A 19,247-nucleotide genomic window follows, 5' to 3' on the forward strand; every position below is an offset into this window, starting at 1 on the left:
CGATAAGGATAACGAAATATGAAAAAAAGGGGATACATAGCGTTTTTGTCCGTATGGATGCTGTCCGTAGCGATGCCCTCGTATGGCCAGGAAGAGGCGCCGGCGGTAGACGTTGAAAAGAGTGCCGAGCTCTTTTTGGAAAATTATTCCGATGCCTTTCAGGAGACCTTTTTTGAAGCCCTTAAGCAAAAGGGCATCGAGAATTACGACAAGGCCATCAATCTCTTGCTACAGTGCAAGGAGCTCGATGCGGGCAAGGTGGTGGTAGACCACGAATTGGCCAAGGTATACCTCAAGGAAAAACAGTATCCCCTGGCGCAAGACTACGCCCTGAACGCCCTTGAAAACGAACCTGAAAACCTGTGGTATGCCGATACCTTTGTCGAAACCCTTAGAAAGCAGGGCAAGCCGTTCGAGAGTGTTGTGGGCCTGCTCCCGGCCGGTTCCAAAGTAAAGGAGAATTTGGCCCTGGCCTATTTTAAAAAGAAGGATTATGAAACGGCATTGGGCATTTTAAACACGGCCAAGGCATCGAAGTTTACGGCCGAACTTTCGTCAAAGATCAATGATTCCATCAAGAAAAAAACAAAAACATCCCATACCAATGATGTGCCGGCCCGGGTATCGGGCGAGAACGACGATTCTGGGTCCTACCGGCAGTACAAGGAGAAAATCGACCAATTTATTCGCGACGAAGACTTGAACATGTTGGACCAAGTGGCCCAAGAGGCTTTGGATAACTATCCCCTGCAGCCCTTTCTCTACTATGCCAGGGGCTATGCCCTCAACAGGAGGTCCAGTTTCGAAGAAGCTATCGAAGTACTCGAAACGGGCCTCGATTATCTTGTCGACGATGGTTCGTTGGCCAATAGATTCTACCAAGAGCTGTCCGATGCTTATAATTCCATTAACAATTCAGTCAAGGCAAATATGTATCTTCGTAAGATAAAACCGGGTTTTTAGGTCTTTGGCAAGAAATACCGGTTTTTCATAAACATCGCTTCGCTTATGAGAACAAGGTTTCGGTCGGCTTCACGTTTTGTACTACTTGTGGTTTTTGCCCTTATGGCATTTTCGTGTAAATCGAAAAAGGCCCTTGGCGATAGCGGTATCAATAGGGGCCTTTCGGCCAAGTCCATTATACGTACCCACTACCAGAACGCCTTGGATTTTAAGACCATAAGCGGTAAAATGCGGATCGATTATTCCGACGGGGAGTCGACACAGGGCGTATCGGTAAACCTGCGTATGGAAAAGGACAAGGCCATTTGGATCAGCGCTCCTTTTGGAATGGTAAAGGCCTACATTACCCCAGGGCGGGTTTCGTTCTATAACAAGCTGCAAAACGAGTACTTTGACGGCGATTTTGCCTATTTAAGCAGGTATTTGGGCACGGAGCTCGATTTTAAGCAGGTACAGAACCTGCTATTGGGCGAGGCCCTCTTCGATTTGAACGACGGTAAGTACGAGGCCTCGGTGGTAAACGGTAGTTATCGACTTAAGCCCAAGAAAGCCATGGAACTGTTTAAGGTGCTTTTTGAAATAGAACCCAGGAATTTTAAAATGGCATCGCAACAACTGTCACAGCCCCTGAATAAAAGGTTGTTGCAAATCAATTATACAGGTTATCAAAAGGTGAACAAATGGGTGCTGCCCAAAGAAATTGCCGTAGCGGCCATAGAAGGGGATCAGCGCAATACCATAGATATCGAATACCGCAATATAGAGTTCGACCAAGATTTGAGATTTCCATATAATATACCCAAAGGTTTTAAAGAGATTGTTTTAAAGGATGATGCAAGATAAACGGTTATATTTCATTGTTCTTTATGTCTTTTGTTTTGTAGGATGTTTTGGCCTGAGCGCGCAAAGCGATGAACAGGAGGCCCTTGAGGCCAAGCGCGAACAATTGCAAAGAGAGATCGAGCAGATCAACCACCTCTTGTTTGCCCAAAAGGAAAGGAGGGGTACGGTATTGGATCGCATGGAAGCCCTCGACCAAAAAATCAGGGTCAGGCAACGCTTGATCGACGTTACCAACGAACAGGCGAACCTTTTAAATCGAAAGATCAACGAAAACATCAATGCCATAGCGGCGCTAAAGCGCGAATTGGATGATTTGAAAGACGACTATGCCATGATGATACAAAAAGGGTATCAGAGCAAGATACAGCAGAGCAAATTGATGTTTTTGTTGTCTTCGGAAGATTTCTTCCAGGCCTTTAAACGCTTGCAGTACATAAAGCAGTATACCGATTTTCGCAGGCGGCAGGGAGAGAAAATAGTCGTTAAGACCCAAGAGCTGACCGAGCTTAACCAAGATTTGACCGATCAGCGGAAGCAGAAGGATGTTTTGATCGCGGCCAACCGAAAGGCCAGGAACGAATTGACCGCTGAGAAGAAGGCCCAACAGGCGCTGCTGGGCTCCATAAGGAGGAACGAGACCAAATACGCCGCTGAAATCAGGGACAAACAGAACCAGGCCAGGCAAATCGATAAGGAAATAGAGCGTTTGGTGCGAGAATCGGTGGCCATGGCCAATAAAGATGCCGGCAAGGCCGACAATGACCCCAGCAAATTTTTAATGACCCCCGAGGCGGCCATCATCGCCAACAGTTTTTCGGCAAACAAGGGCAGGCTGATCTGGCCTGTTGAAAAGGGGTTTAAAAGCCAAGGGTTTGGGGTGTACAGCGATGCGATCTACCCGGGTATAAAGCATCAAAGCAATGGGGTGATCATTACGACCGACGAAGGGGCCAAGGCCCGTGCCATTTTTAGGGGAGAGGTCATCGCCATCTTGTCCATTCCCGGGGGAAACAAAGCGGTACAGATCAAACACGGAAACTACATCAGCACCTATTACAACCTTACCGAACTCTACGTAAAGAAGGGAGACAGGGTTGAGGCCAAAACCGAATTGGGCCAGATTTATACCAACCGGAACAACGGTCAGACCCGCTTGAAGTTCTACCTGCACCAAAATACGTCCAAGCTAAATCCTGAGGAGTGGGTGTATCAGTTATAGGGGCCAACGGGGCGACTGCCCAAATTTATCAAAAGTTTATTGGCAAGGAAGAGGTTTAAAAAGACCTTATTTTTTAATTTAACGGCTCAATACGTCGCTTGGCCGGCAAGGTCGGGTGGTTTAATCAAATATTCTATCAAAAATGAGCGAGATAACAGATTTGCAGGGCACCTTTACATTGAACAATGGAGTTGAAATACCCTATCTGGGGCTGGGCACCTACCAGGCCGACAACGACCAAGAAGTGGTACACGCCGTAAAGTATGCATTGAATATGGGATACCGCCACATAGACACTGCGGCGATTTACAAGAACGAAGAAGGCGTGGGCAAGGGCATAAAGGAGAGTTCCCTGGCCCGTGAAGACGTATTTCTGACCACTAAGGTGTGGAACTCGGACCAAGGGTATGATGACACCCTAAAGGCATTTGAGGCCAGCCTAGGACGCTTGGGGACGGATTATGTGGACCTGTACTTAATCCACTGGCCGGTGGTCGCCAAATACAAGGAGACCTGGAAGGCCCTGGAAAAACTATACAAGGAAAAACGGGTCCGTGCGATCGGGGTCAGCAACTTTCTTCAACATCACTTGGAAGACCTTCTGACGAGTGCCGAAATCGTGCCCATGGTCAACCAAATGGAATTCCACCCCTATCTGGTACAACAGGATTTGGTCGATTTCTGCACCGCGAAAGGCATTCAATACGAATCTTGGTCGCCCTTTTTACAGGGCAAGCTGTTTCAGCTCGATATTACCAAGGAACTTGAGAAAAAGTATGGCAAGACGGCCGCACAGATTGTTTTGAGATGGAACCTTCAAAAAGGGGTCGTGGCCATCCCAAAATCCGTCCATGAAAACCGGATCGCCTCGAATGCCGAAATTTTCGATTTTGAGCTGAGCGATGAAGAGGTGGCCTACCTCGATGGTATGGACAAGGGGGAACGCACGGGGCCCGACCCCGACAATTTTGACTTCTAGTCTTGATCGCCCATAAATAGGGCCTTTAGTTCGGTGGCGTCTTTGGGGAGCATCTTGCCCGCCAAAACTAGACTTAGTTGTTTTCGCCTGAGGGCGGCCTCAAAACGTTTCTTTTCCAGTTCGGTTTCGGGGATGAGGGGCGGCACTTCGGTTGGGCGCCCATTGTCGTCCACGGCTACAAAGGTATATATGGCTTCGTTGGCCTTGGTCCGTTCGCCGTTGAAACGGTCTTCTACCCAAACATCGATATAGACCTCCATAGAAGTTTTAAAAGCCCGTGAAACGGCTGCTTCTACGGTCAAGACACTTCCTACCGGTACCGATTGGTTAAAGGCTACGTGGTTTACCGACGCCGTTACGGTAATGTGGCGACTATGGCGCCTGGCGGCTATGCTGGCGGCACGGTCCATTCGCGCCAAGAGTTCTCCGCCAAAAAGGTTGTTCAGCGGATTGGTCTCGCTGGGGAGTACCATATCCGTCATGGTCGTTCTTGATTCCTTGGGGGTTTTGCCCTTCATATCTAATTTTTTCGCAAAGATACGTGCTTATGGTGGATTTGGTACAAACCCCTAAACGCGTACAGTGACCTCGTGGCAAAATGGGTTAGAAATCGGGAAAGGGAAGGCCTATTTGACCGATTTCAGCCAAGCGTCCTTTTGGGTAAGCTTGATTTCACGAAGGGCCGTCAAGGCTTTGTCGGCATCGGTAAAGCTGTCGTAGGCCACCATGTAAAGTCCGAAAGAATTGGTGCCAATGTACGACGGATTATACCCCTGCTCCTTTAGCTGGGCTATTTTTCTGTCGGCATTGGTGCGGTACCGAAACGCTCCTGCGATGATATGATGGACCTTCTTGTTCGATGTTTTGTCGGGGCCTATGGCCTTTTTTGAGGTCTTTAAGGTTATGGCAGGAAGCTCCAAGGGGTCCGTGTCGAAGAAGGTGGCTTCTTGAATGCGTTTTGAGACCAGTTCCTGGGCTTCTTCCCGGGCCAATTGTTGGTTGGCCTGATCGGTCTTGTAGTATTTATATCCCGAAAAACCGGCTGTGAGGGCCAAGAGGACTACGGCTGCATATTTTAGATAGGGACGTACGGTCAAGGCTTCCCTTTTTTCCGGGGTAAAGGTAATCGGTGTTTTTCCTTCGAGCTCGGAAACCTCCGTTTTTAGCACTTCCCGGGTTACCGGAACCGATACAAAGGAAGCCATACCAAAAGAAGAGGTAAGGTAATTTACGCTACCTGTCGGCTGAAATTGGATCTTGTCCTCGGTGCCCATCCAAAGCGTGCCTATATCGGAAAGCTCAAGGTGTTCCCCCTTTTGGAGTTGCGACTTCCATTCCAAGACCTCTTCCCGAATCAGCTGGTGCATCTCCTCAAAGGAAAGTTTTTGGACTTCGGCCGCATAGGAGACCAACAGACCATCGTTGGAGACCAACTGCCCGTTGAAGGAAACCGTTTTGCTCGGTGGATAAAACGTATTGGTACCTTCTTGGATCACGGCAGATCTTTCCTGTGTTAGAAAAGCCCCGAACCCAGGCACTATTACACAATTATAGCGGTAAAGTAAATCCTTTATATAGTGTTCTAATCCCATACACCGCAAATTTTATAAAAATTACGGCTTCAAAACAGCCTTGCCCGCACTTTTTATTAACATTATATTTTGTGTATTTTGTGAATAACTTTGAAGAGCTTGTACATGACTAGCGATGAACTACTTGCCGTCTTGAGGTTACAGCACACGCCCCATATTGGCGATGTAACGGCCAAGAAACTCATAGCCCATTGCGGCTCCGCTACCGAGGTGTTCAAGGCCAGGAAGCGCGATTTGCTGCAAATTGAGGGAATAGGCACCCAAGTTCTTAGGGGGCTTTATGATACCGAACATCAAAAAGCGGCCGAGGACGAATTTACCATTATCGAGAAAAGGGGGTGGGATCCGGTCTACTTCGGCGATTCGGATTACCCGGCCTACTTAAAGCATTGCATCGATAGCCCCATATTGCTCTTTAGGGAGGGAAAAATAGACCTTGGCAAGCGAAAGGTCATCAGCGTCGTGGGCACGCGAAACATTACCACTTATGGGCAGGCATTCTGCGAAAAATTCATTGAAGACCTGGTGCCCCTAGACCCGGTAATCGTTAGTGGCTTTGCCTATGGTGTCGATATCGCCGTACAAAAGGCTGCCATCAGGCATGGTCTGCAAACGATTGGTTGCCTGGCCCACGGTCTCAACCAAATCTATCCCAGGGCACATGCCAAATACGTGGACGACGTAAAGGACAACGGCGGCTTCTTCACCGAATTTTGGAGTACGAGCCATCCCGATAGGGAAAACTTTCTAAGGCGTAACCGGATCATTGCCGGGATGGCCGAGGCCACCGTAGTGGTCGAATCGGCCGAAAAGGGCGGTAGTCTGGTTACTGCCGATATAGCCCATAGTTACAATCGCGACGTCTTTGCCGTTCCGGGAAGGGCCAATGATAAATACAGCAAAGGGTGCAATAACCTGATTAAACAACAAAAGGCCCACATGCTCACTTCGGCCGCCGATCTGGTCTATCTGTTGAATTGGGAGGTAGGGGAAAAAGAGGCCCGACCGGTGCAAAAACAACTGTTCGTCGAACTTGACCCTACCGAACAATCCATTTATTCCTTTTTGCAGAAAGACGGGAAGCAGTTGTTGGACAGTATTGCCTTGGAATGCCAATTACCGGTTTTTAAGGCTTCGTCTACCTTGTTGAACATGGAAATGAAGGGTGTGGTAAGGCCCCTGCCGGGAAAAATGTTCGAAGCCATTTAGGCTTGACCGCCGGATTGCCCCGATTTGCCTTCCCCGAAACCGACCGGGTGGTCGGTGACCTATCGGAAATGTGTTTAAAAACACTCCATGGCGTAACTTATCGATAAAAGACTTCTTAAGGACGGGGTGTAAGTCGACCTATCGGAGGCTCGAACAGGGTTAAACCGACCCTGTGGTCGGTTCGGCCCCATATGCCTAGGTAAAAACACAAAGGTTCTTAGGCCTTGGGCGAAGCCGGTCAGGCTCAGTCTTGGGCAATGAATTGAAGCGTGCGGTCGGAACCGGCCAAGGCAAGGATGGTTTCGTAGATGTAGTCGCAAACCATCTTTTCCCCTTCGATATTGATCAGGTCCAAGGTGTCTTCGGGAGTGTGGTATTGAGGATGGCCACCCGTGTGCATGCCAAGAACCGGGATGCCTTTTTTGTAAAAGGATACATGGTCCGATCCCCCGACCGATCCGGCATGGATCACGGGGTTGAGGCCGGCCTTTTTGCCCAGCTCGGCCATAAGCCGTTCCCCTCCGGGGAAAGTGCCTGCGCCTCCCATATAAACATGTTTTTGGTCGTTCAATCGACCTACCATATCCATATTGATCATCAGCTTGATCTGCGAAAGGGGAACGGGAGGGTTCGCTACAAAATGCTTGCTTCCGAGAAGGCCTTGTTCCTCGGCCCCGAAGGCCACAAAAATGACGCTTCGTTGAAGTCGGTCTTTGTTGTGCGCCAACCTTTCGGCAATTTCGAGAAGGGCGGCCGTACCACTGGCATTGTCGTCGGCCCCGGGGTGTACCGCATTCTTTTTGTCCGATTTTGAACTTGGTCCGCCGTACCCCAAATGGTCGTAGTGGGCCCCCAAGACGATATACTCGTTGCGAAGGGTCGGGTGGTTGCCCCGAAGAACACCGATGATGTTCCAGGTCTTGACCTTGGGCTTTTTCTGGGTTTTGCCTGAAACCCGCAGTTCGGCCGTAAATTTTTGCCGGTAAGAGCGCTTTGGTTTTTCGACCCCTGAACTCTTGAGCTCTTGGACGATATAGTTGGTCAGGGCTTTATTCGTTTTACTGCCCGGGTAACGGCCGGCATTGTCGGCAGAGGTCAGAAAGGAAATGTGGTCGTAAAGCTCTTCTTCCGTAATTTCCGCTTGCGAAAACCCTTGGGCCGTACCCATTAGAAAAAGACATAGAATAAACGCCTTTCCCATCAATAACCTACTTTTTCCCTGACCCTGGCGAGTACTTCGTTCGCTACTTTTTTGGCTTTTTCCGCACCTTTGGCCAAGGCTTCGTCCACTTCGTCCAAATTGTTGGTGTAGTACTCGTATTTTTCACGGGCCTCACCGAATTTTTGTAGGATTACTTCGTAAAGGGCTTGCTTGGCGTGTCCGTAACCATAATTCCCGGCCAGGTAGTTGGCACTCATTTCCTCGATCTGCTCTTGTGAGGCCAAAATCTTGTAAAGGGCGAAGACATTATCGGTCGAGGGGTCTTTTGGGTCTTCCATGGGGGTGCTGTCGGTCTGTATGCCCATGATCTGCTTGCGCAATTTCTTGTCGGGTTGAAAGAGGTTGATCAGGTTGCCCCGGCTCTTGCTCATTTTTTGGCCGTCCGTTCCGGGTATGTACATGGTCTCCTCTTGCACCTTGGCCTCCGGTATGACGAAGGTTTCCCCCATTTTGGCGTGAAAACGGGAAGCCACGTCGCGGGTCATCTCGATATGCTGTAGCTGGTCTTTACCAACGGGGACTATATTGGCATCGTATAACAGTATATCCGCGGCCATAAGCATGGGGTAGGTAAACAAACCGGCGTTTACGTCCTCGAGCCTGTCGGCCTTGTCCTTGAACCCATGCGCCAAGGTCAGTCTTTGGTAGGGAAAAAAACAACTGAGGTACCAAGCCAGTTCAGTGGCCTGGGGCACGTCGCTCTGGCGGTAAAAAACGGTCTTTTCGATATCGAGCCCGAAAGCAAGCCAGGTTGAGGCGATCGAATACGTGTTCCTTCGCAGTAATTCGGCGTCTTTTATCTGGGTCAGCGAATGCATGTCGGCGATAAAAAGAAAGGATTCGTTCTTAGGGTCCTGCGCCATTTGAATGGCTGGCATGACCGCTCCTAGAATATTTCCCAAGTGAGGGGTTCCCGTACTCTGTATTCCTGTTAAAATTCGTGCCATCACTTATGTTTTATAAGGCGGCAAAGATAAAGAAATAGGTAATAATAAGGGTAATTTGTTACTTTTGATTTTATGCTCGAACTGCTTAAAAAAATAGGCTACACCTTGTACCGAATCTGGTTCTATATCTTGGTCGCCTTGCCCATACTTGTTTTTTTCCCCTTTCTGTTGCTTACCACCTTTTCCGAAAAATGGTATCCCGCGTTCTTTTGGTTGGCACGAAATTTATGGGCAAAACCGATCTTGTACGGCATGGGTTGTCCCCCCAAGATCGTATACGAAGAAAAAATGGAGCGCGGCAAAAGCTATATGTTGGTGGCCAACCATACCAGTATGTTGGATATTATGCTCATGCTCTACATTAGCAAAAACCCCTTTGTCTTTGTGGGAAAAAAGGAGCTGGTTAAAATTCCCCTTTTTGGCTTTTTTTACAAGAGGGTGTGTATAATGGTAGATCGGGAAGATACCAAGAGCCGAACGGCAGTGTACAGACGGGCGCAACGAAGGCTTAATCAGGGTCTGAGCATCTGCATTTTTCCCGAAGGCGGTGTGCCCGACGATGAGTCGGTGGTTCTGGACCATTTTAAGGACGGTGCCTTTAAGATGGCCATTGCCCATGACATTCCCGTTGTGCCCATGACCTTTATCGACAATAAAAAAAGATTCTCGTTTACCTTTTTTAGCGGTTCACCCGGCCCGCTAAGGGCCAAGGTGCATTCCTTCTTCGATACCACCGATTTGGATGGGGAAGGGACGGCCGAGCTACGGGAAAAAGTAAGGGCCGTTATCTTGGCCGAGCTTCTGGCAGAACAGTAGTGGATATTCGGGACGGCCGACCTTTATGCTCCCCCCGGTTCCTAACCCTGCCCTGCGCCATAGAAATTACCAATACTATAATAATTTAAATCAAGATTGATTATAGTAGGGCATGCCTTGTTTTTCGGTAACTTTATTCGAACCTAAAAAATACTAGCATTATGGATACGAATCAGAATCCCCATGGCGATGCCTGGGACGTTAACGAATCAAGCGCCGCGAGCTGCCCTTTTTTGGATGGAAGCCTCAATCATGTGGCCGGTAGCGGAACAACGAACAAAGACTGGTGGCCCAACCAGCTGAACCTGAACATTCTTAGGCAACATTCATCCCTCTCCGATCCCATGGACCAGGGTTTTAACTACGCCGAGGAGTTCAAAAAACTCGACCTGAAGGCCGTTAAGGAAGATTTGTACAAGTTGATGACCGACAGTAAGGATTGGTGGCCGGCGGATTACGGGCACTATGGTCCATTCTTTATCCGTATGGCCTGGCACAGTGCGGGGACATACCGTATAGCCGATGGCCGTGGGGGCGCGGGTTCGGGGTCGCAACGTTTCGCGCCGTTGAACAGTTGGCCCGACAATGCCAACCTCGATAAGGCGCGCCTGTTGCTTTGGCCTATCAAAAAGAAATACGGAAAGAAACTTTCTTGGGCCGATCTGTTGATCTTGGCCGGTAACTGCGCCCATGAAAGCATGGGCTTTAAAATGTTTGGCTTTGCTGGTGGCCGGGAAGATATATGGCAATCCGAGGAAGATATTTATTGGGGTTCCGAAGGGGAATGGCTGGGAAGTGAAGAGCGCTACGCCAACGAAAACAAATTGGAGAACCCCTTGGCCGCTGCCCACATGGGGCTTATTTACGTAAACCCCGAGGGGCATAACGGAAATCCCGATCCGGTGGAAGCGGCCCACTACATTCGGGACACCTTTGGGCGTATGGCCATGAACGACTACGAGACCGTTGCCTTGATCGCGGGCGGCCACACCTTTGGCAAGACCCATGGTGCCGCCGACCCCTCGAAGTATGTGCAGGCAGAACCTGCCGCTGCCGGTATTACCGAGCAAAGTATGGGGTGGAAGAATACTTTCGGTACAGGAAAAGGAGAGCATACCATTACCAGTGGCCTCGAAGGTGCGTGGACCGATACCCCGACCCAATGGAGCCACACCTACTTTAAAAACCTGTTCGGGTATGAATGGGAACTGACCAAGAGCCCCGGTGGGGCATGGCAATATAAGCCAAAGGGCGATGCCGGTGCCGGTACGGTGCCCGATGCGCACAATCCGGACAAAAAGCATGCGCCGTTCATGTTGGTGACCGATATGTCTTTGCGCATGGATCCCGAATACGAGAAAATATCGCGACATTTTCTTGAAAACCCCGAGGAGTTCGAAGACGCGTATGCGCGTGCATGGTTCAAGCTAACCCACCGCGATATGGGTCCGATCGAAAGGTATTTGGGGCCTGAGGTTCCGCAGGAAGTGCTTATTTGGCAGGATCCCGTACCTGCCGTAGACCATGAACTGGTCAACGACGGTGATATAGCCGGGTTAAAGAAGAGCATCTTGGCGTCGGGCCTTTCGGTTGCCGAACTTGTCTCAACGGCCTGGGCTTCCGCCTCTACCTTTAGGGGGTCCGATAAGCGGGGAGGTGCCAATGGCGCGCGAATCAGACTGGCCCCACAGAAAAATTGGATCGTGAACAATCCGAAGCAATTACAGAACGTGTTGGGCAAACTGGGTGAAATCCAAAAAAGCTTTAACGATGCCCAAGACGACAACAAAAGGATATCCATCGCCGACCTTATTGTTCTCGGTGGATGCGCCGCCGTGGAAAAGGCCGCAATAGATGCCGGCTACCCGATTTCCGTACCTTTCGCACCGGGCCGAACCGATGCTACCGAAGAGCAGACCGATGCCGAGGCCTTCGATGCCCTGGAGCCCAGAGCGGACGGATTCCGGAATTATGTCAAGGAAAAATACAACGTATCCGCAGAGGAAATGCTTGTCGACAAGGCCCAACTTTTGACCTTGAGCCCTCCCGAGATGACGGTTCTAGTTGGTGGAATGCGGGCATTGGACACCAACTACGACGGGTCTAAACACGGGGTGTTTACCGACAGACCAGGGGTTTTGACGAACGATTTCTTTGTCAATATTCTTGATTTGGAATGGAATTGGACGGCCGTAGATGAAGACGAATCGGTATTTGAAGCCCGAAAAAGCGGGTCGGATCAGGTCGTGGCCACCGGAACCCGGGTCGACCTCATCTTCGGATCAAACTCAGAACTTCGGGCCTTGGCCGAGGTGTATGCCTGCGACGATTCGAAAGAAAAGTTCGTCAGCGATTTTGTCGCTGCCTGGAATAAAGTGATGAACCTGGATCGTTTTGATCTGGCCTAGTCATTTTATGTGATTTCTTAGGCAGGGGAGGTACCGTTCGGTACCTCCCTTTTTTTTTACTTGAAATTGAAGAATATCCCTCGGCGACCTGCCTAAAACTTGAAGTTAAGGCCGCTGTACACCCCTACGCTAAAGGGTCTAAAATCACCGGAAATTTCCGAGAAGGTATTAAGCTGGTATTTGAATACCGGTTCTACGTTAAATTGAACGGAAGGGGTGAACTTATAATTGAGACCAAACCCGATGTTGGTACTAAAATTGACATTGTTGACATTGTTGGCCTCGCCCACTTCGGTAACCAGGTCGCCTGAAGACAGGGTAACCGAATTGTCCAATAAAAACAGCGAACTGACACCACCTACAAGGTTTACACCGAACTTGTTGTCGACCAGTACGTAATCGAGCTCCAAGGGCACTTCGATATAGCCCAAATGTTGCGACATGGAACCATTTCGGATGGGCGCACTTGCGTCGCCCACCTCCAAGGCCAGTTCGTTGAGGGGCGAGGAAAGGCTTGAAAATGTGGATGTCTCACTATTTACGATCAGGTTTTTGGCCGTAGAGGTATAGTTGATGTTCTTTATTTTTTCGGTTGAAGACACTTCCAAGGTAGACGTAAAGGCCACATCATCGGTGTCGTAGCCGTAATTGACCTTGTGAATACCCGAACGTAGCCGTAACTTATCGCTTATTTCGTAGGCAACGGAAAGACCGTAACTCAGGTTGGTGTTTCCCGACTTTGAGTTTTGGTTGAAGGCCGAATGTATGGGAGAGCCTTCACCTACACCGTTAAAATAGACGGGAGCAATACTGGGGCCGACCGACCAACGCTTTTGCGAAGATTCGGCGAGGGCCTCTTCCTTTTCGTTCTGCTCTTCGATAACGTCTAGGATCGACTTTTTCTCCGAGGGGTCTTGTTCCAAAATCGGGTCGGCCTCTTTCTGTGCAAGCCCCTCCTTTGTATCGATGACCGGGGCACCTTTCCGTTGGGTATGGTCAGGCTCGGCGCCCAAGGTGTTCTTCTTGTTTTCTTCTTCGAAACCTATCGATGTTTCCTCAGTTGGGGAAGCGTAATTGTCGACTTCGTCATTTTGGGCGACAGAGGGCGTACTGTCGTGTAGGGGGGCATTTTGTGCCGTTCCCACCTTGTTCGCATTAGTCTCGGCCAAAGACTCGGAATCTACCGCTTTTGGGCTTCTTTGGGATGGGCTGCCGTCTTCGGTGTCCAGCGCCCCTTGGTCGTTATGCCCGGCAATCGAAGTGGCCGTGGCCTCGAAGCCCGATTCTTCTTCGGTACCCCAAGTAGCGGGTTCCGAGGTGTTTTTGTCCCCTTCGGTTATTGATTGGTTCCTTTGCTCGAGAGGAAGAACCTCGTTTTCCTTTTGCGGGTGCTCGGACTCGGTTTCCGTAACGGTCGGTATATTGTTTTTGTTCCCGGTCAGGGGATTGAAAACGAACAGTGCGAGCGCCAGTAATGCCGCCGCCCCGCCTAACTTCCACCACAGTGGTAAGGCCCGTTTTTTCTTTCTTTCGTTCAAAGAGGCTTCGATGTTGTCCCAAACGCGTTCGTCGGGGGTTTCCTCGAAGTCCTTGAGCTTCTCCCGAAAGAGTTCGTCAAGATGTTGTCTACCCATTTTTAAGTGTCTTAGGTGGTATATGGTGTCTTTGATGCTTAATAAATCATTTGGTTATGCCCATATTTCTGTAAAAAAGAAAATCAGCACCCCAATAATGGCTTTGTTATGTGTTGTTTCTATGCGTTCCTTTAAAATTTGCCTGGCCCGGGCCAAGTTTGATTTGGACGTTCCGGTCGAGGTTCCCAAGAGTTCGCTTATTTCCTTGTGCGAATAGCCGTCGAGTACGTATAGGTTAAAGGTCAAGCGGTATTTGTTGGGCAGTTCTTGAATGTAACCCAACAAGGTGCTTAGACCAATATCGGTATACTCTTCGTCGACCTCGGTTTCAATTGGTGTGTTTTCGGTCACCAAGGTCATGTATTCCTCCTTTCTATACTTCTGCAAAACCGTGTTGATGGTTATGCGCTTGAGCCATCCTTCGAACGAACCTTTTGATTTATACTGCCCGATTTTCTCGAAAATCACCATAAAACTGTCGTGAAGGTTGTCTTCCGCTTCCGTTTTGTTACGGGAATATTTAAGGCAGATGCCGAACAAGGTCTTGGAATATTTCCTGTACAGTTGTTCTTGGGCACGTCTATTGCCTTTCTTGCAGTTTTTTATGAGTTCTTCGAGACTCAAGGTTTTGGTTCGCTAATTAAGGTTTTTGAACGGGGTTTATTTTACCGGTACTTCAACTTCTATGAATTCGGGGTCCCCGTTTTCGTTATCCCCGGAGTAAAATCTAAAAATATACGGGTCGTTATAGATTACCTCGAACTGAAAGGAATCCCTTATTTCCTCGGATACCTCTTCGCACTCGTCTTTCTCCAGCACGATGCCTATGGCCGATACCGTCCTGATATTGGTCGAATCGGTAGCCGATCGCCTAACGTCAAAGGTGTCCGACATGGTACAGTCGTCCGGTCTTAAAAGGTCTACGTTAATCGTGTAGACCTTGCCGTACTCAAAGGTATCGGGTACTTGCGCATTAACTATTTCGAGGGGGGCATAATAAAAATTGGCACCATCGTCATCCAAACTGCAAGAGGCGAAACCCACGGTAATGGCTACCGAAGTGAAAAGATAAAACAATCGCTTCATAATACATCAATTTTTTCCATTAGATGAAAAAAAACCGTTATGGTTGCGTTGTTTTTCGACTAAGCGAAGCCTGTGTTGCCTCGCTTGGCAAGGGCAGCATTGGCTGCCGGTCAAGGCTCGTGCCGCTTCGTTTTTTTGGCGATGGGGAAGGGCTACTCCGAGAGGGCGCTTATCGCTTCCCTTATCTTGCCGTCCAACTCTTCGAGGAGTTCCGGATTGTCCAGCAAAAGCGATTTTACCGCATCCCGGCCTTGGCCGAGTTTGGTGTCGCCATAGCTGAACCACGAACCGCTTTTTTTGATAATCTCGTACTGTACCCCAAGGTCGATGATTTCTCCTACCTTCGAAATACCCTCGCCGTACATAATGTCGAATTCCGTGGTACGGAACGGGGGCGCCACTTTGTTCTTGACGACCTTTACCCGGGTCTTGTTTCCCTGTATCCCGCCATCGGTGTCCTTGATCTGGGTAGACCTTCGAATATCCAACCTTACCGAGGCATAGAACTTTAGGGCGTTTCCACCGGTTGTGGTTTCGGGGTTGCCGAACATGACCCCGATCTTTTCCCTCAACTGATTGATGAAGATAACGGTGCAATTGGTCTTGCTGATCGACCCCGTTAGTTTACGCAAGGCCTGCGACATTAAACGGGCATGGAGACCCATTTTGGAATCCCCCATTTCGCCTTCTATCTCACTTTTGGGTGTAAGGGCGGCCACCGAGTCGATGACGACGATATCGATGGCACCGGAACGGATGAGGTTATCGGCAATCTCAAGGGCCTGTTCACCGTTATCGGGCTGGGAAATAATAAGGTTGTCGATGTCGACCCCCAACTTTTGGGCATAAAAACGGTCGAAGGCGTGCTCCGCATCGATAAAGGCGGCTATGCCCCCTTGTTTTTGCGCCTCGGCCATGGCGTGCAGGGTAAGGGTTGTCTTACCCGACGATTCCGGGCCGTATATTTCTATAATTCTTCCTCGGGGATAACCACCGACACCTAGGGCGATATCGAGACCTAGAGAACCGGAGGGAATTACCTCTACGTCTTCGACAACGCTATCTCCCATTTTCATTACGGCACCTTTGCCATAGGTCTTGTCCAGTTTGTCCAGGGTCAATTTTAATGCCTTCAGTTTGGCGTCTTTTTCCGAGCTCATATTTTTTCAAATTAGGGAGGCTAAAATACCATTTCTTTTCGCATAAAACCAGTTCTGGGCTACATTTTCTGTTGGATGGAGTGTTAAAGGGGGATGGGGCGGCCCCAGGGAGTAGAAATCCGAACAAAGGCCATGCCCAAGGGCTTGGCCTTGCATTGTAAAGGGTTAAAAATCAACTTTGTAACATTTTCTTTTTTGGCTGACGCAACCTTTTTAAAATCGGTGCATCTTGTATAAAATATTCCAGCGGTCCGCGAGGCCGGGGAACTAACTCAAACAACATTCCCCTAGCTTGTTTTGGGGGAAGCAACGATGACCACTTCCTTTATACGTTTTCCAAAGAATGCTATGAAGAAGATCAAATGGAATGGTCGATTAAAGAGTCCTGATTTCTCGGGACTCTTTTTTTGTCAGATCCCATAATATACCGATCGTTATGGGGTGTTCGGGGGTCTCGAAGTTTCCCAATAAGTACTTGGGAAGCCGTTTTTTTGGCTTCGGCCAAACTTGCGAAGCTTTAACTAGAAGCCTTATAGTTAGTGCCCTAGCATGGAAATATGGCTATATAATGTATCTTTGCATTCCAAAAAAAATATAGCACCTTGTACCTATGACAAGAAATGGAAAGATAGAACTAATGGCCCCGGCCGGGAACTATGAGTCCTTACAGGCAGCTATCGATAATGGGGCCGATTCGGTATACTTTGGCGTGGAGCAATTGAACATGCGGGCCAGGGCAAGTATTAATTTTACGTTGGAAGATTTGCCAGAGATCGCCAGGCGGTGCGGAGAGAAGAATATACGGACCTACCTTACCCTGAATACGATCATATACGATCACGACCTTTCTATCATAAAAACCGTTTTGGACGCGGCCAAGGAAGCGGGTATTACCGCCGTTATTGCCATGGACCAAGCCGTAATTTCCTATGCAAGGCAGATCAATATGGAGGTGCATATCTCTACCCAGATCAATATTACGAACATAGAAACCGTAAAGTTCTACTCCCTGTTTGCCGATACCGTGGTATTGAGCAGGGAATTGAGTTTACGGCAGATAAAGAAGATTTGTTCCCAAATTGAAAAAGAAGAGATAAAAGGGCCTTCCGGTAATTTGGTGGAAGTAGAGGTCTTTGGCCATGGTGCCTTGTGCATGGCGGTATCCGGAAAATGCTATTTGAGCTTACACTCCCACAATTCATCGGCCAACAGGGGGGCCTGTAAGCAGAATTGTCGTAAAAAATACACGGTCATAGACCAGGAAAGCGGTTTTGAGATCGAATTGGACAACGAATATATGATGTCGCCCAAGGATCTTTGTACGCTCGACTTCTTGGACCAGATCATCGACGCTGGGGTAAAAGTGCTAAAGATAGAAGGTAGGGGGCGTGCTCCTGAATATGTGGCCACGGTCATTAAAACCTATAGGGAAGCGATCGACGCCTATTACGAAGGCACTTTTGAAAAGGAAAAAGTAGACGCTTGGATGGAAGCCTTGAAAAAGGTGTATAACCGCGGCTTTTGGGGCGGCTATTACCTGGGGCAGAAACTGGGGGAATGGAGTGATGGCCCTGGATCACAGGCCACGCAAAAGAAAGTCTATGTAGGCAAGGGTGTCCACTATTATTCCAAACCCGGAATCGCCGAATTTAAGATAGAGGCCTATGACATTAAGGTAGGGGACCAACTTTTGGTGACCGGGCCTACCACTGGGGTAAAGGAACTGCAATTGGACGAGATGATGGTGAACGACCTCAAGGCCGAAATGGCCGAAAAGGGAAACAACTGTACCTTCCCTACCGGCTTCAAGGTACGGCCCTCCGATAAATTGTATAAAATCGTCAAGCAATAATGGTCGTTGTTACCTTACAGCGAAAAAAGTGTATCGGGTGCAATTATTGTGTCGAATTGGCGCCCGAACAGTTCCAGATGTCCAAGAAAGACGGGAAAAGCGTCTTGTTGCATGCGGTGGAGAAAAAGGGCTTCCATACCATCAAATCACCTGACAATGCCATTTACGAACCGTGCAGACAAGCCCAACAAGCCTGCCCCGTAAAGATCATTACCACCAAATTGCGCTAATATTAACCTATCTTTGCCCGAATAGACTATTCTGTAACTTAACGATGGGTATAGCATGCAACTGTACAATACATTAAGTGCAAAGGAAAGGGCGGCCCTTATCAAAGAGGCCGGTCAAGAGCGCTTGACGATTTCTTTCTATAAATATGCACACATTGGCAATCCTGCCATTTTTAGAAACCATTTGTTCCTTCATTGGAACGAATTGGACGTTTTGGGCCGTATTTACGTGGCCCATGAGGGCATTAATGCCCAATTATCCGTACCGGCAGAGAATTTTGAAGCCTTCAAAAAACACTTGGACAGCATTTCTTTTTTGGAAAATGTACGCTTGAACATTGCCATAGAACAAGACAACCTTTCCTTTTTAAAGTTAAAGGTCAAGGTGAGGCGCAAAATTGTGGCCGATGGCCTAAACGATAGCGCCTTCGATGTTACCAACAAGGGGGTACACGTAAATGCGGAGCAGTTCAATGAACTTATCGAAGACCCGGACACCGTTTTGGTAGATATGAGAAACCACTACGAAAGCGAGATTGGCCATTTTAAGAATGCCATTACACCCGATGTGGATACATTCCGGGATTCATTGGACATTATAGAAAATGACCTTGCCGACCATAAGGAGGATAAAAAGCTGGTCATGTACTGTACCGGGGGGATCCGGTGCGAGAAGGCAAGTGCCTATTATAAATACAAGGGCTTTAAACAGGTGTACCAATTGGAAGGGGGCATTATAGAATATACCCGACAGGTAAACGCCAAAAAATTGGAGAACAAGTTCGTGGGCAAGAATTTTGTCTTCGACCACCGCAGGAGCGAACGTATTTCAGACGACGTGATCGCACAGTGCCATCAATGTGGCCAACCCTGCGATACCCATGTAAACTGTGCCAACGAGGCCTGTCATCTTCTTTTTATACAATGCGAGGAATGTGCCCGGAAAATGGACAATTGCTGTTCGGATAGCTGCAAAGAGATCCACGCCCTGCCCTACGAAGAACAAAAGGCCCTAAGAAAGGGGAAAACGGCCAGCAATAAGATCTTCAAAAAAGGCCGGTCGGAAGTGTTGAAGTTTAAAAAGTAG

18 protein-coding genes are annotated in these 19,247 nt (G+C 48.7%); 10 read left to right on the forward strand and 8 right to left on the reverse strand.

Annotated elements, in window-relative coordinates:
• The first annotated feature begins 18 nt into the window (after positions 1 to 18).
• The 4 genes from BUB37_RS02515 to BUB37_RS02530 all read left to right on the forward strand — a co-directional run bounded on the left by BUB37_RS02515 (position 19) and on the right by BUB37_RS02530 (position 4,004).
• Positions 19 to 963: a tetratricopeptide repeat protein gene (locus tag BUB37_RS02515; RefSeq protein ID WP_139278056.1), complete on the forward strand. Its 945-nt coding sequence runs from the start codon at positions 19 to 21 to the stop codon at positions 961 to 963.
• Positions 964 to 1,008: 45 nt separating this feature from the next.
• Complete coding sequence (locus BUB37_RS02520) at positions 1,009 to 1,806, forward strand: lipoprotein insertase outer membrane protein LolB1 (protein WP_072987972.1); 798 nt, start codon at positions 1,009 to 1,011, stop codon at positions 1,804 to 1,806.
• Positions 1,793 to 3,025: a murein hydrolase activator EnvC family protein gene (locus BUB37_RS02525; RefSeq protein ID WP_317616541.1), complete on the forward strand. Its 1,233-nt coding sequence runs from the start codon at positions 1,793 to 1,795 to the stop codon at positions 3,023 to 3,025. Before BUB37_RS02520 ends, BUB37_RS02525 begins: the two co-directional genes overlap by 14 nt.
• A 142-nt stretch (positions 3,026 to 3,167) precedes the next feature.
• On the forward strand, positions 3,168 to 4,004 hold the full coding sequence (locus BUB37_RS02530) for an aldo/keto reductase (RefSeq protein WP_072987975.1): 837 nt from the start codon (positions 3,168 to 3,170) through the stop codon (positions 4,002 to 4,004).
• On the opposite strand, the gene BUB37_RS02535 is transcribed toward BUB37_RS02530, so the two are convergent.
• On the reverse strand, positions 4,001 to 4,522 hold the full coding sequence (locus tag BUB37_RS02535; RefSeq protein WP_072987978.1) for an acyl-CoA thioesterase: 522 nt from the start codon (positions 4,520 to 4,522) through the stop codon (positions 4,001 to 4,003). The genes BUB37_RS02530 and BUB37_RS02535 overlap by 4 nt on opposite strands.
• Positions 4,523 to 4,630: 108 nt before the next feature.
• Positions 4,631 to 5,596 (reverse strand): HU domain-containing protein, encoded by a 966-nt coding sequence (locus tag BUB37_RS02540; protein WP_072987980.1) that lies wholly within the window; start codon positions 5,594 to 5,596, stop codon positions 4,631 to 4,633.
• A gap of 105 nt (positions 5,597 to 5,701) precedes the next feature.
• Between BUB37_RS02540 and dprA the strand changes: the two genes are divergently transcribed.
• On the forward strand, positions 5,702 to 6,805 hold the full coding sequence (gene dprA, locus BUB37_RS02545) for a DNA-processing protein DprA (protein WP_072987983.1): 1,104 nt from the start codon (positions 5,702 to 5,704) through the stop codon (positions 6,803 to 6,805).
• Between the two features lie 244 nt (positions 6,806 to 7,049).
• Here the strand turns inward: dprA and BUB37_RS02550 are convergent, their stop codons facing one another.
• Both BUB37_RS02550 and trpS read right to left on the reverse strand, forming a co-directional pair.
• A complete protein-coding gene (locus BUB37_RS02550; protein ID WP_072987986.1) occupies positions 7,050 to 8,006 on the reverse strand; it encodes a M28 family metallopeptidase in 957 nt (318 codons plus the stop codon).
• Entirely contained in the window at positions 8,006 to 8,974 is a 969-nt protein-coding gene (gene trpS / locus BUB37_RS02555; RefSeq protein WP_072987990.1) for a tryptophan--tRNA ligase, read from the reverse strand. Before trpS ends, BUB37_RS02550 begins: the two co-directional genes overlap by 1 nt.
• A gap of 72 nt (positions 8,975 to 9,046) precedes the next feature.
• Here trpS and BUB37_RS02560 point away from each other — a divergent pair, with 72 nt between their 5' ends.
• Complete coding sequence (locus tag BUB37_RS02560; RefSeq protein WP_072987993.1) at positions 9,047 to 9,790, forward strand: lysophospholipid acyltransferase family protein; 744 nt, start codon at positions 9,047 to 9,049, stop codon at positions 9,788 to 9,790.
• Between the two features lie 161 nt (positions 9,791 to 9,951).
• Positions 9,952 to 12,198, forward strand: a complete 2,247-nt coding sequence (gene katG / locus BUB37_RS02565) for a catalase/peroxidase HPI (RefSeq protein ID WP_072987996.1) — start codon at positions 9,952 to 9,954, stop codon at positions 12,196 to 12,198.
• A 92-nt stretch (positions 12,199 to 12,290) separates the two neighbouring features.
• On the opposite strand, the gene BUB37_RS02570 is transcribed toward katG, so the two are convergent.
• The 4 genes from BUB37_RS02570 to recA all read right to left on the reverse strand — a co-directional run bounded on the left by BUB37_RS02570 (position 12,291) and on the right by recA (position 16,078).
• Positions 12,291 to 13,832: an outer membrane beta-barrel protein gene (locus BUB37_RS02570; protein WP_072987998.1), complete on the reverse strand. Its 1,542-nt coding sequence runs from the start codon at positions 13,830 to 13,832 to the stop codon at positions 12,291 to 12,293.
• 54 nt (positions 13,833 to 13,886) lie between these two features.
• Positions 13,887 to 14,456: an RNA polymerase sigma factor gene (locus BUB37_RS02575; protein ID WP_072988000.1), complete on the reverse strand. Its 570-nt coding sequence runs from the start codon at positions 14,454 to 14,456 to the stop codon at positions 13,887 to 13,889.
• A 36-nt stretch (positions 14,457 to 14,492) separates the two neighbouring features.
• Entirely contained in the window at positions 14,493 to 14,918 is a 426-nt protein-coding gene (locus BUB37_RS02580; RefSeq protein WP_072988002.1) for a hypothetical protein, read from the reverse strand.
• A gap of 152 nt (positions 14,919 to 15,070) precedes the next feature.
• Positions 15,071 to 16,078 (reverse strand): recombinase RecA, encoded by a 1,008-nt coding sequence (gene recA, locus BUB37_RS02585; RefSeq protein WP_072988004.1) that lies wholly within the window; start codon positions 16,076 to 16,078, stop codon positions 15,071 to 15,073.
• 610 nt (positions 16,079 to 16,688) lie between these two features.
• Between recA and BUB37_RS02590 the strand changes: the two genes are divergently transcribed.
• The 3 genes from BUB37_RS02590 to trhO are packed head-to-tail and all read left to right on the forward strand — an operon-like array spanning position 16,689 to position 19,247.
• On the forward strand, positions 16,689 to 17,930 hold the full coding sequence (locus BUB37_RS02590; RefSeq protein ID WP_072988006.1) for a peptidase U32 family protein: 1,242 nt from the start codon (positions 16,689 to 16,691) through the stop codon (positions 17,928 to 17,930).
• A complete protein-coding gene (locus tag BUB37_RS02595; protein WP_072988010.1) occupies positions 17,930 to 18,160 on the forward strand; it encodes a ferredoxin in 231 nt (76 codons plus the stop codon). The genes BUB37_RS02590 and BUB37_RS02595 overlap by 1 nt, the downstream gene beginning before the upstream one ends.
• A 55-nt stretch (positions 18,161 to 18,215) precedes the next feature.
• Entirely contained in the window at positions 18,216 to 19,247 is a 1,032-nt protein-coding gene (gene trhO, locus BUB37_RS02600; protein WP_072988013.1) for an oxygen-dependent tRNA uridine(34) hydroxylase TrhO, read from the forward strand.

This window comes from Pseudozobellia thermophila, from assembly GCF_900141855.1.
GTDB lineage: Bacteria > Bacteroidota > Bacteroidia > Flavobacteriales > Flavobacteriaceae > Pseudozobellia > Pseudozobellia thermophila.

Excerpts from the sequence above, each read along its gene's own strand:
- BUB37_RS02515 (WP_139278056.1), top strand. The coding sequence starts at position 19 with ATGAAAAAAAGGGGATACATAGCGTTTTTGTCCGTATGGATGCTGTCC.
- BUB37_RS02520 (WP_072987972.1), top strand. The coding sequence starts at position 1,009 with ATGAGAACAAGGTTTCGGTCGGCTTCACGTTTTGTACTACTTGTGGTT.
- BUB37_RS02525 (WP_317616541.1), top strand. The coding sequence starts at position 1,793 with ATGATGCAAGATAAACGGTTATATTTCATTGTTCTTTATGTCTTTTGT.
- BUB37_RS02530 (WP_072987975.1), top strand. The coding sequence starts at position 3,168 with ATGAGCGAGATAACAGATTTGCAGGGCACCTTTACATTGAACAATGGA.
- BUB37_RS02535 (WP_072987978.1), bottom strand. The coding sequence starts at position 4,522 with ATGAAGGGCAAAACCCCCAAGGAATCAAGAACGACCATGACGGATATG.
- BUB37_RS02540 (WP_072987980.1), bottom strand. The coding sequence starts at position 5,596 with ATGGGATTAGAACACTATATAAAGGATTTACTTTACCGCTATAATTGT.
- dprA (WP_072987983.1), top strand. The coding sequence starts at position 5,702 with ATGACTAGCGATGAACTACTTGCCGTCTTGAGGTTACAGCACACGCCC.
- BUB37_RS02550 (WP_072987986.1), bottom strand. The coding sequence starts at position 8,006 with ATGGGAAAGGCGTTTATTCTATGTCTTTTTCTAATGGGTACGGCCCAA.
- trpS (WP_072987990.1), bottom strand. The coding sequence starts at position 8,974 with ATGGCACGAATTTTAACAGGAATACAGAGTACGGGAACCCCTCACTTG.
- BUB37_RS02560 (WP_072987993.1), top strand. The coding sequence starts at position 9,047 with ATGCTCGAACTGCTTAAAAAAATAGGCTACACCTTGTACCGAATCTGG.
- katG (WP_072987996.1), top strand. The coding sequence starts at position 9,952 with ATGGATACGAATCAGAATCCCCATGGCGATGCCTGGGACGTTAACGAA.
- BUB37_RS02570 (WP_072987998.1), bottom strand. The coding sequence starts at position 13,832 with ATGGGTAGACAACATCTTGACGAACTCTTTCGGGAGAAGCTCAAGGAC.
- BUB37_RS02580 (WP_072988002.1), bottom strand. The coding sequence starts at position 14,918 with ATGAAGCGATTGTTTTATCTTTTCACTTCGGTAGCCATTACCGTGGGT.
- recA (WP_072988004.1), bottom strand. The coding sequence starts at position 16,078 with ATGAGCTCGGAAAAAGACGCCAAACTGAAGGCATTAAAATTGACCCTG.
- BUB37_RS02590 (WP_072988006.1), top strand. The coding sequence starts at position 16,689 with ATGACAAGAAATGGAAAGATAGAACTAATGGCCCCGGCCGGGAACTAT.
- BUB37_RS02595 (WP_072988010.1), top strand. The coding sequence starts at position 17,930 with ATGGTCGTTGTTACCTTACAGCGAAAAAAGTGTATCGGGTGCAATTAT.
- trhO (WP_072988013.1), top strand. The coding sequence starts at position 18,216 with ATGCAACTGTACAATACATTAAGTGCAAAGGAAAGGGCGGCCCTTATC.